Source organism: Novosphingobium sp. FG90, assembly GCF_057808725.1.
In genome coordinates this window covers 51,306-66,906 of sequence record NZ_JBMDIO010000002.1, presented here as the reverse complement: position 1 = coordinate 66,906, position 15,601 = coordinate 51,306, and the positions used below count along the sequence as shown (strand labels likewise).

The 15,601-nt window shown below is 63.8% G+C and carries 10 protein-coding genes; 6 read left to right on the top strand and 4 right to left on the bottom strand.

Annotation, left to right across the window (positions count from 1 at the left end; translation table 11 throughout):
- Window positions 1-55 precede the first annotated feature (55 nt).
- The gene (locus tag ACODRZ_RS01925) at window positions 56-925 is read right to left on the bottom strand and encodes an N-acetylmuramoyl-L-alanine amidase family protein (protein ID WP_488970853.1); all 870 of its coding nucleotides are present in this window, start codon (window positions 923-925) and stop codon (window positions 56-58) included.
- A 610-nt stretch (window positions 926-1,535) separates the two neighbouring features.
- Here ACODRZ_RS01925 and ACODRZ_RS01920 point away from each other — a divergent pair.
- The 6 genes from ACODRZ_RS01920 (at window position 1,536) to ACODRZ_RS01895 (ending at window position 9,581) form a co-directional block, all read left to right on the top strand.
- Complete coding sequence (locus ACODRZ_RS01920; protein ID WP_488970854.1) at window positions 1,536-4,328, top strand: Rne/Rng family ribonuclease; 2,793 nt, start codon at window positions 1,536-1,538, stop codon at window positions 4,326-4,328.
- A 338-nt stretch (window positions 4,329-4,666) separates the two neighbouring features.
- On the top strand, window positions 4,667-6,319 hold the full coding sequence (locus tag ACODRZ_RS01915) for an FAD-binding protein (protein ID WP_488970855.1): 1,653 nt from the start codon (window positions 4,667-4,669) through the stop codon (window positions 6,317-6,319).
- Between the two features lie 505 nt (window positions 6,320-6,824).
- Window positions 6,825-7,607, top strand: coding sequence for a succinate dehydrogenase iron-sulfur subunit (locus tag ACODRZ_RS01910; RefSeq protein ID WP_488970856.1), 783 nt, complete (start codon window positions 6,825-6,827; stop codon window positions 7,605-7,607).
- Between the two features lie 30 nt (window positions 7,608-7,637).
- Window positions 7,638-8,099 (top strand): PaaI family thioesterase, encoded by a 462-nt coding sequence (locus ACODRZ_RS01905; RefSeq protein WP_488970857.1) that lies wholly within the window; start codon window positions 7,638-7,640, stop codon window positions 8,097-8,099.
- Entirely contained in the window at window positions 8,096-9,211 is a 1,116-nt protein-coding gene (zapE, locus tag ACODRZ_RS01900) for a cell division protein ZapE (RefSeq protein ID WP_488970858.1), read from the top strand. Before ACODRZ_RS01905 ends, zapE begins: the two co-directional genes overlap by 4 nt.
- Before the next feature lie 61 nt (window positions 9,212-9,272).
- A complete protein-coding gene (locus ACODRZ_RS01895; protein WP_488986160.1) occupies window positions 9,273-9,581 on the top strand; it encodes a hypothetical protein in 309 nt (102 codons plus the stop codon).
- 29 nt (window positions 9,582-9,610) lie between these two features.
- On the opposite strand, the gene ACODRZ_RS01890 is transcribed toward ACODRZ_RS01895, so the two are convergent.
- From ACODRZ_RS01890 to xrtA, 3 genes are all read right to left on the bottom strand, one after another.
- Complete coding sequence (locus ACODRZ_RS01890; RefSeq protein WP_488970859.1) at window positions 9,611-11,914, bottom strand: EAL domain-containing protein; 2,304 nt, start codon at window positions 11,912-11,914, stop codon at window positions 9,611-9,613.
- A gap of 226 nt (window positions 11,915-12,140) precedes the next feature.
- Complete coding sequence (locus ACODRZ_RS01885) at window positions 12,141-14,036, bottom strand: XrtA/PEP-CTERM system amidotransferase (protein ID WP_488970860.1); 1,896 nt, start codon at window positions 14,034-14,036, stop codon at window positions 12,141-12,143.
- An 11-nt stretch (window positions 14,037-14,047) separates the two neighbouring features.
- Entirely contained in the window at window positions 14,048-15,601 is a 1,554-nt protein-coding gene (gene xrtA, locus ACODRZ_RS01880) for an exosortase A (protein ID WP_488970861.1), read from the bottom strand.

Genomic DNA, 15,601 nt, shown 5'->3' with positions numbered 1-15,601 from the left:
CCTCTAGCACGGCGTTTCGGCGCAAGGCCAGATAGCTTGCGACGAGAGCCTGCAATCAGGCACCCGCATTCCTCGCGAAATAAGCGCGGATCGCCTTTGCACCGGCCTCGGCGAGCACATCCTGCCCCTGCCTGGAGCCCAGCGTTTTCGCGTCTTCGGGGTTGTTGATATAGCCCGTCTCGAACAGGATCGAGGGCATGTCGGGCGCCTTGAGCACCGCCAGCGCGGCGGTCTCGGGCCGATCGCGGTGCATGCCGACGCCCGCGTCGCCCAGTTCGCGCAGCAGCAGCGTCGCGACCTGTGTGGAGCGCGCCTGCGCCCCGCGCTGCGAGAGATCGAGCAGGATCGCGCCCACTTCCGCGCTGGTCTTCGACAGCTTGATGCCGTTCACCCGGTCGGCGCCGTTCTCGCGCTCGGCGAAGCGCTCGGCGGCCTGGCTCGATCCTTTTTCCGAAAGGACATAGACACTTGCCCCGCGCGCCGAATCGGCTTCGGCACTGTCGGCGTGGATCGAGACGAACAAGTCCGCATTCAGTCGGCGCGCAATGTCCGGACGATCGGCCAGCGCGATGAAGCGGTCGGTGTCGCGTGTAAGCGCCACGCGCAGGCCGCCACCCGCCAGCAGCTTGTCCCGTAGTGCGAGCGCGATCTGCAACGCGACGGTCTTTTCCTTGAGCGCGTCCCCGCCCGCACCGGGATCGAAACCGCCGTGCCCCGCGTCGATCACCACCAGCGGGCGGCTGGCATCGGGCGGCCCGTCCACGCGCGGCAGGTCGATCGGCGCATTCACGCCCGGCAGGTCGAAGCGGATGACGTAGTCGTAGGCCCCGGCCCGCGTCGGCCATGCTCCGCTCACCGCGAACGCGGCGGCGAGCACCGCCAGCGGCGCAACGAAGACGAGGATCAACTGCAAGGTGCGCGACATTTGCGCCAAGGACTAAGCCGCGTTTGGCGGACGGGCAATCCTGCGCCCCCGCGCTTTCCCACAGGCTGATCAGCCGTTTTCATGCGCGGAATTCCAACAGGTCAAGCAACTTGCCGTCTTGCGTCATGAATGCTAGGCCAGCAGAACCGAGGCGAGGAATGCGCGTCGGTCCTCGCAATCCGGCAATACCATACCCATATGGCGCCGGACGGGACCGGCAGAGCCAGACGCAAGCCTCGGTCCAGGGAGCCGGAAATAATCCTTTTTCCGGAGCGCCTTATCAGGTTGAAGCGAGCCATGAGAAGCCAGTTGCCGCCTTGCCATTCGACGCCCGAAAGGGCGCGGGCGGCGTGGTCGCAACTTTCCGCGCGTTCGAATACGCCGCGCGATCTTCCGCTCGCCAAAGCATGTACTGCCCCGGCAGTCTTTAATTTCGTCGCGCATGGAGCGCTGGATTGCTCCACCATTGCGCCAAATCTCGCCCTCGCAGTCTGGAACGCCGCCCAAAGTGGCCGCGTCGTGATTCTGCGGGGCGCATCCGCCTACAGTGAACATACGCGCATCCGCCAGGCTGATCCGGCCCGGCGTCGACGCGCTCGGAGAATACCAAATGGCAACCCGCATGCTGATCGATGCGCGCCACCCGGAAGAAACGCGGGTGGCGGTCGTCAAGGGAAACCGCATTGAAGAGTTCGACTTCGAGTCGACCGAACGCAAGCAGATCAAGGGCAACATCTACCTCGCGAAGGTGACGCGCGTGGAGCCTTCGCTCCAGGCCGCGTTCGTGGATTTCGGCGGCAACCGCCACGGCTTCCTCGCCTTCAGCGAAATCCACCCTGACTACTACCAGATCCCCAAGGAGGACCGCGAGGCCCTGCTGGCGGAAGAAGCCGCCCATGCCGAGGAAGAAGCCGCCCTGCGCGCTTCGGAAGGCGACGATGAGGACGAGGACGGCGACTACAACGATGATGGCGGCCTGACCGAAGTCGACACTTCGGAGAAGGACCAGGTCGCCACGATCGAGGACGGTTCGGTCGAGAACCCGTTCCACGAAGGCGATGAAGGCGAGCACGGCGACGAGGAGTCGGAAGGCAACGGTGAAGGCAATGGCCGCCGCGGCCGTGGCCGTCGCCGTCAGGGTGGCCGTCCCTCGGGCCGTTCGAAGGAAGCTGACGACCTGCGCGCCAAGCGCATGGCGCTGCGCCGCCGCTACAAGATCCAGGACGTCATCCAGCGCCGCCAGGTGCTGCTCGTCCAGGTCGTCAAGGAAGAGCGCGGCAACAAGGGCGCGGCCCTCACCACCTACCTCAGCCTCGCGGGTCGCTACTGCGTGCTCATGCCGAATTCGAGCCACGGCGGCGGCATCAGCCGCAAGATCAGCTCGGCTTCGGACCGCAAGCGCCTGAAGTCGATCATCGCCGAACTCGACCTGCCCCGCTCGATGGGCTGCATCGTGCGCACGGCGGGCCTCCAGCGCACCAAGACCGAGATCAAGCGCGACTTCGACTACCTCGCCCGCCTGTGGGACGAACTGCGCGAACAGACGATGCGTTCGGCCGCGCCGGCGCTGATCCACTCGGACAGCGACCTCATCAAGCGCGCCATCCGCGACATCTACAACCGCGACATCGAGGAAGTGATCGTCGAGGGCGAGGCCGGCTACCACGCCGCCAAGGACTTCATGAAGCTCCTGATGCCCAGCCACGGCCGCAAGGTTAAGCCTTACGCCGACCCCGTTCCGCTGTTCCAGCGCTTCGGCGCCGAGGACCAGCTGACCGCGATGTACGACCCCGTCGTGCAGCTGCGTTCGGGCGGCTACATCGTCATCAACCCGACCGAAGCACTGGTTTCGATCGACATCAACTCGGGCCGCGCCACCAAGGAGCACGGGATCGAGCAGACGGCGGTTGCCACCAACCTCGAAGCGGCGGCGGAAATCGCCCGCCAGCTGCGCCTGCGCGACATGGCCGGCCTCGTCGTGATCGACTTCATCGACATGGAGTACGGCTCGAACGTCCGCAAGGTCGAGAAGGCCATGAAGGAAGCGCTCAAGAACGACCGCGCGCGCATCCAGGTTGGCCGCATTTCCAGCTTCGGCCTGATGGAAATGAGCCGCCAGCGCCTGCGCACCGGCGTTCTGGAAGCGACCACGCGCTCGTGCCCGCACTGCGACGGCACCGGCCTCGTCCGCACCGCCAGCTCGGCGGGTCTGTCGGCGCTGCGTCTGATCGAGGACGAAGCGGCCAAGGGCAAGGGCATCGTCGTGTCGCTGTTCGCCTCGACCGAGGCGGCCGTGTACCTTCTCAACGCCAAGCGCACCGATCTGGCCGACATCGAGGAACGCTACGGTGTCACCGTCGAAGTCATCCCCGAGGGTGAGAACGAAGGCGCCAAGATGCGCGTCATGTCTTCGGGTCCGCGCAACGAGTTCGTGCCCCGCTTCGAACCCATCGCCGAGGACGTCGAGGACGACTTCGTCGAGGACGAGTACGAGGACGAAGAACTGGAGGCCGAAGAAGCCGCCGAGCGTGGCGAGCGCACCGAGGCTTCGGAAGGCGATGGCGAAGGCCGCCGCAGCAAGCGCCGCAAGCGCCGCCGTGGCCGCAACCGCGATCGCCGCGAGGATGACGCTGCCGAAACCGCAGAGACCGAAGGCTCGGTCGAAGCCGCTGAGGCTTCCGACGAAGGCGAAGAGGACGGCGACGAAGCCGGTGAAGCCGAAGCCACGGTGGAAGGTGACGACACCAATGCGCCCAAGAAGCGCCGCCGTCGCGGTGGTCGCCGTCGTCGCGGTCGTCGCGGTGAAGGTGAGGCTGAAAACGGTGCCGAGGGCGAAGACGCCGTGATCGGCGCCGAAGGCCTCGAACTGGCTGCCGAAGAGGCTGCACTGCCGGTCGCCGATGGCGGCATCAGCGCCGAGCCGATCGTCCCGGCCGAACCGGTCGCCGAAGAGGCGCCTGCCAAGCCCAAGCGCACTCGCCGCAAGAAGGCGGACGTCGAAGCCGAAGCCGTCGTCGAAGCGTCCGAGCCGGTCGCCGAGGAAGCGCCTGCCAAGCCCAAGCGCACCCGTCGCAAGAAGGCGGACGTCGAAGCCGAAGCCGTCGTCGAAGCGCCCGCAGCGCCGGAACCGGTCGCCGAGGAAGCGCCTGCCAAGCCCAAGCGCACCCGCCGCAAGAAGGCGGACGCCGAGGCCGAAGCTGCTCCGGCTCCTGAGCCGATCGCTGAAGAGGCACCGGCCAAGCCCAAGCGCACCCGCCGCAAGAAGGCGGATGTCGAGGCCGAAACTGCTCCGGCTCCCGAGCCGGTCGCAGAGGTGGAACCCGTCGCCGAGACCGCATCGGCAAATGACGACGCCGCTCCGGCTCCGCGCCGTGGCTGGTGGCAGCGCACCTTCGGCGAGTAATCGCCGACGGCCCTGACACAAGGGTCTGAGAAATGCAGACGCCGCGCGCGATCCGAAAGGGTCACGCGCGGCGTCTTTGCGTTGAGGCGCCTTTCCCGCACCTTCGTCATTGCGAGCGCAGCGAAGCAATCCAGGGCGGCTCAAGACTGCCCTGGATTGCTTCGCTGCGCTCGCAATGACGAGACATGAAGGCCCGAAACCACCCTGCCCTATGACATGTCGGAGTGGCCCCCATTCCCCGCCGAAACTTACAGTGCCCCGGCAAAGACCGAGCGGACAGTGACGGCCTCCCGCGCCGATCCTGCCGCAGCCGAACGGCCTGTTGGGAGACGGACTGAATGACACAAGACGTGAACTGGGATCTCGAGGCCGACGTCGTCGTGCTCGGATCGGGCGGCGCCGCCATGACGGCAGCGATCGCCGCGCATGACTTCGGCGCGAAGGACGTGGTGATCCTCGAAAAGACCGGCATGGTCGGCGGCACCACCGCGATGTCGGGCGGCATGCTGTGGATTCCCGGCAACCACCACCAGATCGAGGCGGGTATTTCCGAGGACGACGAGGATGTCGTCGCCTATCTCGACTCACTGGCCCCCGGCGCGCTCGATCCCGATACACTGATGGCGTTCATGGAAACCGGGCCGGAAATGATCCGCTATCTTGCGGACAAGACCCCGGTGCGCTTCCACGCCTACGCCGATTTCCCCGATTACCAGCCCTACATGCCCGGCGCCAAGCCCGACGGCGGCCGCTCGCTCGACAACGATGCCTTCTCGTTCGAGCGGCTCGGCAAGTGGGCGACCCGCGTGAACCCGACCAAGATGGCCTACCCGGTGCGCGGCAGCCTGATGGAAGCGATCAACGGCACGCTGGACGAAGCGACGCTCGCCGAGCGCGAGGCCGGCGACTATCGTGGTCTGGGTCAGGCACTGGCAGGATCGCTGTTCCTGGCGGTGATCGATCGCGGCATTCCCGTCGAGTTCGAGAAGCGCGCGCGCAAGCTCGTGAAAGATGGCGACCGGGTAATCGGCGTCGTTGCCGAGGATGCCAATGGCCGCGATTACCGCGTGCGTGCGCGGCGCGGCGTGGTTATCGCCACCGGCGGTTTCGAATGGAACGAAACGCTGGTGAAGACCTTCCTGCGCGGCCCCCTCACAGGCCCGGTCAGCGTGCCCGAGAACGAGGGCGACGGTCTGCTCATGGCGATCGAAGCGGGCGCCCAGCTCGGCAACATGCAGCACGCCTTCTGGCAACAGAGCGTGCTGGAATTCCAGCCCCAGCACCGCGCTGCCAAGCCCAACTACCTGCTCGGCTCGGACGAACGCGCGCGCCCCGGCGCGATCCTCGTCAACCGCGCGGGCAAGCGTTTCGTGAACGAGGCCGCCAACTACAACGCGATGGGCAAGGCGCTCCATGCCTTCGACGCGGGCACGCACGCCTACGCCAACCTGCCGTACTGGCTCATCATCGACCAGCGCTATCGAGCCAAGTACCAGACCTTCAACACCCCGCCGGGCGGCCCGGTCCCTTCGTTCATGATGCAGGCCGACACGCTGGAGGAACTGGCGGAAAAGGCCGGGATCGACCCGCAGGGCCTCGCTGCCACGGTCGCGCGCTTCAACGATCTGGTCCGCAAGGGCCACGACGACGATTTCAATCGCGGCGACAATACCTACGACAACTTCTACATGTGGGGCGATGCGGAGTTCGAGCCGCCTTACCGCACGCTCGGCGTGATCGATCAGGGGCCGTTCTTCGCGGTGAAGATGGAAGCCGGCGCGCTCGGTACCGCCGGTGGTCCGAAGACCAACGCCGATGCGCAAGTGCTCGACTGGAGCGGCAATCCGATCCAGGGCCTCTACGCGGCGGGCAACGTCATGTCGGCAGTGCTGGGCGAGGCCTACGGCGGCGCAGGCGGGACGCTCGGGCCGGGCATGACCTTCGGCTATATCGCAGGCAAGCACCTCGGCACGCATCTGCCGAACCACTGATCCCGGCTTTCCTACAGGAGCATGGGCGGGGTACTTTTCCGCCCATGCTTTTCTGCGTTCTCACTCTTTTATTTGCGATCCGACGGACCGCTTTCCGGCTGACGGCTTTTCGTCACAAGGTGACAGGTCCGACCTGCAAGGTGACACCTTGGGATCGCAAGGTGACACCTAAGGTGACACATCGGCGCCACAAGGTTACACCCAAGGTGACACATTTCAGCCCGGAAATGGCGGATTTGCGTGGCATGGCCTTGAACAGACCGCACAAGGTGACACCTTTTCCCTCTGGACCGTGTAAACCGTGTAAACCTCGACGCCCGCGACTTTCGCAACGGCACTTGCGCGTCATGCGCCCGCAGGATCCGCTGCAGCGCCGATATCGGTGCATTTCCCGATATTCCACCGCTCACCTCTCCATAGTCACCTCTTGCCCTATGCGGACGAATCGCTAGAGGGGGACCACAAAGCGGTTCATGCCGCACTGCAAGATCACGGGGATTCTACCATGGCGACCTTCACCCTCCCGGCGAACAGCAAGATCAGCAAGCGTGGCAACGTCCACAAGGCTGAGGGCGCCACCAAGGTCAAGAAGTTCACCGTCTACCGCTACGACCCGGACTCGGGCGAGAACCCGCGCTACGACCAGTTCGAGATCGATCTCGACCAGTGCGGCCCGATGGTCCTCGACGCGATCATCAAGATCAAGAACGAGATCGACCCCTCGCTGACGTTCCGCCGCTCGTGCCGCGAAGGCATCTGCGGCTCGTGCGCGATGAACATGAACGGCAAGAACGGCCTCGCCTGCACCACCGCGATCGAGGACCTCAAGGGTGACATCCGCATCACCCCGCTGCCGCACATGGACGTGATCAAGGACCTCGTTCCCGACTTCACGCACTTCTACGCGCAGTACGCCTCGATCCGCCCCTGGCTGCAGACCGTCTCGACCACCCCGTCGGGCAAGGAGCGCCTGCAGAGCCCCGAACAGCGCGAGAAGCTGGACGGCCTCTACGAGTGCATCCTGTGCGCCTGCTGCTCGACCTCGTGCCCGAGCTACTGGTGGAATTCGGACAAGTTCCTCGGCCCGGCGATCCTGCTGCAGGCCTACCGCTGGCTGGCCGACAGCCGCGACGAGATGACCGGCGAGCGTCTGGACGAACTGGAAGATCCCTTCCGTCTCTACCGCTGCCACACCATCATGAACTGCGCCAACGTGTGCCCCAAGGGCCTCTCGCCCGCGCGCGCCATCGCCGAAATCAAGAAGATGCAGGCCGAGCGCCAGGTCTGAGCCTTCGGGCCGCGACCGGTATCCCTTCCCGTGGCGCAGGGCAGTACATTCATCCATGAGCCGGACCCGGAGTTCCCTGGCTGGCGCACATGGAAGCTGAACGAAGGTTCGCGCTTCAACTCGCAGGGCCTCGGACGCATGATCGTCCGCCGCGAAGGTGAACGCGGCGCCCGCCTTCGCCTGGTCGAGGCGGGACTAAAGCACAGCAATGTGCTCGACGCAGTCCACGGCGGCGTCACCCTGGCTCTGATCGACGTCGGTATGTTCGCGGCGATGTACACCGTGCTCGGCGAAGACGCCGTGGGCGCGGTGACACTGGAACTCAGCAACCAGTTTATCGGCGCAGGTCGCATCGGCGACCCGCTCGACGTCGTGGCAGAGATCATGAAGGAAACCCGCCGCCTCGTCTTCGTGCGCGGTACGGTGGAACAGGGCGACCATCTGGTCGCCAGCTTCATGGGCACCCTGCGCAAGCCGAGTGCCCCCAAATGAGCGCGATGCTCGAACGCTATGAAGCGCTGGTCGCGACCGGCGAACTGCGCTCAGACCCGGAACAGGCCGCCGCAGCCGAGCGGTTGAACCGCCTCCAGCGCGAATTCTACAAGTCATCGTCCTCGACCGGCCTGTTCGGCAAGCTACTCGGCAAGAAGGCTGCAGCGCCGCGCGGCGTCTATATGTGGGGCGGCGTCGGACGCGGCAAGTCGATGCTGATGGACCTCTTCGTCCAGACGCTCGATATTCCCGGCAAGCGCCGCGTGCATTTCCACGCCTTCATGCTCGAGGTCCACGCTCTTCTGCGCGACGAGCGCAAGAAGGAAACCGGCGACCCGATCCCGCCGGTCGCCGCGGCCATTGCCCGCAATGTCCGCTGCCTCGCCTTCGACGAGATGGTCGTCAACAACTCGGCCGATGCGATGATCATGAGCCGGCTGTTCACGCACCTGATCACGAACGAGGGCGTCACGATCGTGACCACCTCGAACCGTGCCCCTTCCGAACTCTACAAGGACGGGCTGAACCGCGAGCATTTCCTGCCGTTCATCGGACTGATCGAGCAGGAACTCGACGTCCTGACGCTCAACGGCCCCACCGACTACCGCATGCAACGCCTCGGCGGCATGGCGACCTGGCATGAGCCACTGGGCGAGCCCGCCACCGAAGCCGCACGCGAGGCTTTCTATCGCCTTACCGACTATCCCCCGGAAGACAGCGAACATGTCCCATCCGCGGATATCGACGTCGGCGGCGGCCGGATGCTCCACGTCCCCAAAAGCCTCAAGGGTGTGGGCGTTTTCAGCTTCAAGCGCCTTTGCGGCGAAGCTCGCGGTGCGGCGGACTATCTCGCCATCGCACGCGCCTACCATACGGTGATCCTCGTCGGCATCCCGAAGATGGGGCCGGACCGCAGAAATGAGGCAGCGCGCTTCGTTACGCTGATAGACGCGCTCTACGAGAACAAGGTCAAGCTGATCGCAGCCGCTGATGCGGCTCCTGAAGATTTGTATGAATCCGGGACTGGACGGTTCGAATTCGACCGCACGATCAGTCGCCTTAATGAAATGCAAAGCGCCGATTACCTCGCGCTCGGACATGGTGAAGACTGAACTTCGTTAACGAGTCCCGAATCGGGATGCGATTCGCGGTGCCGAAGTCGCATAGTTCAATGTGACCGCATTTAGTACGTTAAGCGATTGGTTAACGCTTAACAGCGATTGGCACGAAAACCTGACGCCATTACCATTCACGTTTCTAAGAACACATCCGCCAGATAAAGAAAAAGCGCTTTCCAAAAGACAGGAGTTCTTCTGGAAAGCGCTTCTTTTTACTGCGGTAATCCAAACAGTTAAGTTTGGATTAGTAGGTGAACAGCATCAATTAGATGCCGCCGCCCCACCAACCACCGCCCCAGATGTCCTTGTTCATCATCATTCCCCATGTGAACGACCGCATCGCTGCGGCCGTTCACATGGATAATAGTTAGTTAACGATGCATCAAGAAATTTTTAACCAATGAGACGCGCCCTCCGGCCGGAGACGAAGTCCAGGAAATCCCGGAATGGGACAGGACGGCTTACGTGATAGCCCTGAACCAGGTCACAATGGAGACCTGACAGCATCTCAAGAACCTTCGCTGTCTCGACGCCTTCGGCTACGACGACGCGGTCCAGCGAGTGCGCCATTTCGATGATCGACTGGACCAGCAACAGATCTTCCTTGCTGCCTTCCATCGACGACACGAATGTCTTGTCGATCTTCACTTCGCTTGCAGGCAGATAGCGAAGATAGTCGATCGTCGCGTTACCGGTGCCGAAATCGTCGATCGAGAGGCGCAGACCGGACTGAACCAGGCGCTGAAGCATCTGGAACGTCTTGGAACTGCGGTCGAGACGATCGGTCTCGGTAATTTCAAGGATCAGGCGGTTAGGTGACAGACCGTGCGCTGCGAGAATTTCGGCGATCATTCCAGGCAAACCCGGATTGCGCAGGAGTTGGGCCGAAATGTTGACGGACATCGTCATCTCGTAACCATGGCGTTCCAGTTCGACAGCGACTCTCACCGCGTCGTTGATGACGAAACGGGTGATGCGCTCGATCCGGTGAAATTCCTCGGCGATGCGGATGAACTTGTCCGGGCTGATTGGCCCGCGTTCGGGATGAGTCCAGCGAACAAGCGCCTCTGCACCGCTTATGCGATTCGACCGCAGGCCAAGCTTGGGCTGGTAGGCAACCCACACTTCACCGTTGTCGATCGCCCGATCCAGCGAAGTCAGCAGCGAGATTTCCCACTGCGCCTCATGCTTGCGGGCGTCGTGCTGATAGACCAGTTCGTCATTTCGCACGGCTTCTTCCGCAGCCTGCATCGCGCTGGCGACACGGCCCGAAAGCGGGCGATCGAAATCGGAGTCGATGCCGCAGTTGAACGACAGGTCGATGTCGATACCGCCAACCTGGATGCCGTTCTGGACGATCCTGTGCAGACCTTCGAGGTTCTCGAAGAGGTCAAACGTGCTGCGGATAGACGAAAGCCAGACGAACATTCCGCCTTCGTGATAGATCAGGACGCTCTCGTCGCTGATGCGGATACGCCGCACGATCTCCTTCGCGAGTTGCGCCTCGACATGCTCGGCGAAGCTGCCGATAATTCCGCCGTAGTTGCGGATCTTCAGCGCGACGAGAATGCGCGTCGACAGGTCAGGCGAATTGCGCAGGGCTTGAACGCTGGGCAGGCCCGAGCCGGCGTTCGTCTCGCCAGCTTCCTCTACTCGATCGAGGTTTCTCATGCGAATGACCGCCACCACCGCAACCGAAAGGGCGGGAATGACCTCCACCTGAACACTGACAAGGTCGAGCAGGAAAGGCACGGCTCCCAGCACCCCGATCAAGGCGGTAAAGCGATATACGTCCAGCACTCGCCCACGACCAAGCCCCGACACAACGACGAGCAGTATGAGAAGGAATGGCGCGAACCAGCCGTAATCGCGAGGTGTGCCCTCCTTCAGAGTTTCAGCTCCAAGAACGTGGAAGAACCCTCCCGGAGCGTTGAGATTTTGCCCTGGAATCTTGTGGATGTCGTTCAGGCTGACCGCAGCAGGTGCTATCACAACATTCTTGCCGCGAACCTTCGATGCATCGAAGTTATCGTGCATTACGTCAATGTAGCTAAGGACCGGTATTGATCTGACCGATATCGAAAAATCGGGAAAATACAGATCATCGGAATTGTTCGTTATTCCGGCGAGTTGAGCCGACAGCGATGGAATCCGGCCTATGGCGCTGTCCGAAGAGTAAGGGAGTTGCACACTGAGATTAAGTGGCCGGTGACGAACCAAGATCGATACCGGCACCGCATATTCGCGAAATTCCTTGAGCGGCAAAGCTCCGGCATAGTTGCCTTTGCCGACATCGTCCCCAGGCGTAACGCCCAGGAAAACGCGGCCCTTATACTGCTTGAGAACGTCAACAAGCTTCTGATCGTCATCGGCACGCCCGCGCTTGGCAAACGATCGAGCGAAATACACATTTCTCGCGCCTGCGGCGAAGAGCTTCTTCAGCGCATCCGCATCGTTTCCGTGAGTAACATCGACCGAGCCAACTTCGTCGAGCGTCCGCTCATCCTGCTGGATCACGACGACTTTCTGATCGGCATTGCGGGTACGCATGGACCAGCGAATATTCCGCATGCCGTCCTCAAGCGGCAGACCAAGGCCACTGATGCCCATGGCGAGACCCGTCAGCGCTGCCCAGAACACAATCCGGACACGCGGTCTTTTCCAGAAATCGCGAAGCTGCCCCCACATCCCGGTCATGGCCTTCCCCCTGCCCGCATCGTGAGGTCGCTTCGGGCGCAGGTCACCAGCGCGGAAGGCTTCCGCTCTGAATACTGGTGATGGCGACCGAATCTGTTCATTCATGCCCTGCAAATGAGGCTCTGGTGGGCATGAGCTATCGCAAAGGTACTAAGAAACTGTGTAGTTAATGGCGTGGCTGGCCCGAAACGCGGAATTCTCCGGCAAAGCGCAGTCAGCGGACCGATTAATTGACACCCAGCGAGGTAAATGCCTTGTCAAGCATGAGCATCTGCCAGAGCAATCGGGAATTATCCGAGGTTCCCGATATATGCGCATCGACAAGGCCGAGGAGGCGCCGCTGGTCAAACCAGCCGGTGCGCGCCAGGGCCGCCCCTCCGGCGATGTCGCGCGCCGTTTCGGCGAGCGGACCACGAAACCATTGCGCGATCGGCGTGACGAAGCCCTGTTTGGGCCGATAAAGCACATCATCGGGCAGATAGCGCCGCATCGCCCGCTTCATCAGCCACTTGCCCTGCCCGCCCTGCACGCGCATCCGCTCCGGCAGGCTCGCCGCGAATTCGATCAGGCGGTGATCGAGCAGCGGCTCGCGCACCTCTAGGCTGACCGACATGCTCGTGCGATCAACCTTGGTGAGAATGTCGCCCGGCAGCCAGACCTTGAGGTCAGCATACTGGGCACGATCGAGCCCCGAACGGGCGGGCGCCCCGCGCATCAGCGCGAGCACCGGATCCTCGGCGCGGTAATCGCCGCGCAGGCGGCGGAACTCGTCGGAATAGAGAGGGTCGCGCAATTCGGGCGGCAGGAACGCCATCGAGCGCGCGTAGCCCTGCGCGGAATCTCCCGCCAGCGCAAGAAGCGTGGATTTCGCGCGCAACGGCCGCGGAGCCCAATCCGCCTTCGGATAGACCTTGCCGAGCGCTCCGAACACCGGCCCACGCAGCGATTGCGGCAGCAAAGCCCTGACCTTGTCCTCGCCGGCCTGGAATACATGCCGGCGATAACCTCCGAGCGCCTCGTCGGCGCCATCGCCCGACAGCGCGACCGTGACCGATTCACGCGCCAGTTGGCAGACCCGCCAGGTCGGGAGGGCAGAGGCGTCGGCAAAAGGCTCGTCGAACATGCCTGCCAGCCGGTCGATGGCGGCAAAATCGTCGGGGGAAACGATCCGCGAAGCGTGGTTCGTGCCGAAGCGCTGCGCGACCTTCGTCGCATAGGCGCTTTCGTCCAGCCCGGCGACATCGAAGCCGATCGAGCAGGTGCGTACCGGGTTGCCGCTCGCCTCGGCCATGAAAGCGACGACGCTGGAACTGTCGACGCCGCCTGACAGGAACGCCCCCAAGGGCACGTCGGCCACCATGCGAGACGACACCGCCTGGCGCATGAGGTGTACCAATTCCGCCTCCAGATCGGCAGGCTTGCCCTTGCGCCGTTCAGCAAAGGAGACATCCCACCACTGCGCCGGGCGCGGCATTTGCGCTCCGTGACGCAGTAGCAGCGAGTGCCCCGCCGGCAGCTTGGAGACGCCCTTCAGGATGGCGCGATCGTCAGGGACATAGCCCCAGGTCAGATAGTCCTCGACGGCCAGCGGGTCGATCTCCCGCCGCAACAGCGGATGAGCGGTCAGGGCCTTGAGTTCGGAACCGAAGGCCAGGCTGCCATCGCTCAACTGCGCATAATACAACGGTTTCACGCCCAGCCGATCGCGAGCGAGGAACAGCGTGCGGGCGTCCAGGTCGTAGATCGCGAAGGCGAACATGCCGAACAGCCGCGTCACGCAATCCGGCCCCCAGCGCCGCCACGCCGCCAGAATTACCTCGCTGTCGCCGTCGGTTCGAAAGTGCTCCCCGGCCGCCTTCAACTCATGCCGCAGTTCGCGGTAGTTGTAGATCTCGCCATTGAAGACGAGCATCGCGCGGCCATCGGGGGAGGCCATCGGTTGCGGCGAACCCGCGAGGTCGATGATCGACAGGCGACGATGCCCCAGGGCAACGCCCGGCGCCGTCCATACACCCTGCCCGTCCGGCCCACGATGCGCGATGGCGTCGCACATAGCCTCGACCCGGGCGCGATCGACCGGCTTGGGCGTTTCCAGATGATAGATTCCAGCGATCCCGCACATCGTCGCTCGACCTACCTGACCTGAGCGATACCGTCCATCCAGCGCGCAAGCGGTCCGGTGGAGGCGCGGAAGGAAGCGATCGACTGCTCGGCCGTCCCACGCGGCATGTCTTCGGCGGAAAGGATCAGCATGGTCGTAGGCTCCGCGCGGAACAGCAGATGATCGGCGATCACCGCGAGCTTCAGCCGGGCATTGCTCCCGCTCAAAAGGCCGCCCTGACGATACCACGTCATCGCAAACCGCTCGACACGGCCGTTGCCGAGGAGGCGTTCGCCCTTCCCTCCTTCGAGGGAGTGCGCGGGTGCCTGCCACGCCCACGCGCTCGCGGGGACGAGCGCGCCCTGGCCGAAGCCGCCGGCCTCTCGCCCTTCGCCCTGACTGGCATAGAGCGCGACGAAGACGTCGACCTGATGGCCCTTGCCATCACGATAGCGGCCAAGGAGGCGATGATCGGACCCTTGAGCGCGCGGTTCCCACCAGATCGCCGGAGCGTAGTCCACGCGCGTCCATCCCTCCACGACCGGAAGGTCGATACGCGCGGGCATCGGCGCGGCGATGGTATCCGCCGCCAGCGCCCAGCATCGCGCTGCGATCAGCACAAGCGCGAACCCGACCAACGCTGCGGTGCCGGAGAAGGCAAGACGCTCCAGACGGCCCAGCCAGGCGGCATTCTCGATGGCGACAAGGTCGACCACCGCCGCATTCAGGGGCCGGTCGAAGAACCGCCAGGCGCAGGCGATCACCAGCGCCAGCACGATCGCGAAGAAGAACCAGCCGTAGACGATATGGTCGAAGCCCGCCGCCGCCTCGATACCGAAAATCTGGGCGGCATAGATCGTGCCCCATGCACGGACGCCATTCGCCAGGATCGGCACGGCCACGCAGGTCAGCAGCATCGCCGCGCGGCGGCGCCAGCTCAGAAAGCAGACATTGGCCGCAAGCACGCCGAATGCGACCATGGCGATGAGGAACTTCACGCCCGAACATGCCTCGGCGACCTCGAACAGACCTGCCGGCGTGTTGATGAAGACGCCGTCGATCTCGGCGGGAATGCCGCTGAGGTGCGTCAGGGCGATGGTGATCTCGGCCGTGATCGTCTGCAGGACGTTGACAAGTTCCTCGCCTACAGGGACCAGGAAGACGAGATAACCGAGCGGGAACACCAGCGCCGCACTGATCCTGACGCCCAGGAGCAGGGGTACGCAGGCCCCTAGCATGGCCACGGCTCCCGCTTGTCGGGCAAGGTCCAAGCCCGACATCGCGCCCAGCAGCCACAGGAACGCCGCGCCGGAAAGCAGAATCAGGCCCGGCCACCAAGGTCGGGGCGCAAGCTGCTCCAGTTGCGGCCAGCGCTGCCAGACCAGCCAGCCGAGGATCACCGGGATCAGCAGGACATGGTTGTAGGTGGAAATGTCCCACCACTGCCGCGCCATCGCAGCCCAGTCTCCCGCAAAGCCGGCCAGCAGTACCAGCCACGCCGCACCGAGGCGCAGGAGTGCGCGGCACCACTGCGGCGAAAGAGCGCGCCAAGCACGGGCGTGCCCGGCGGTGGATGCGGATGCCAT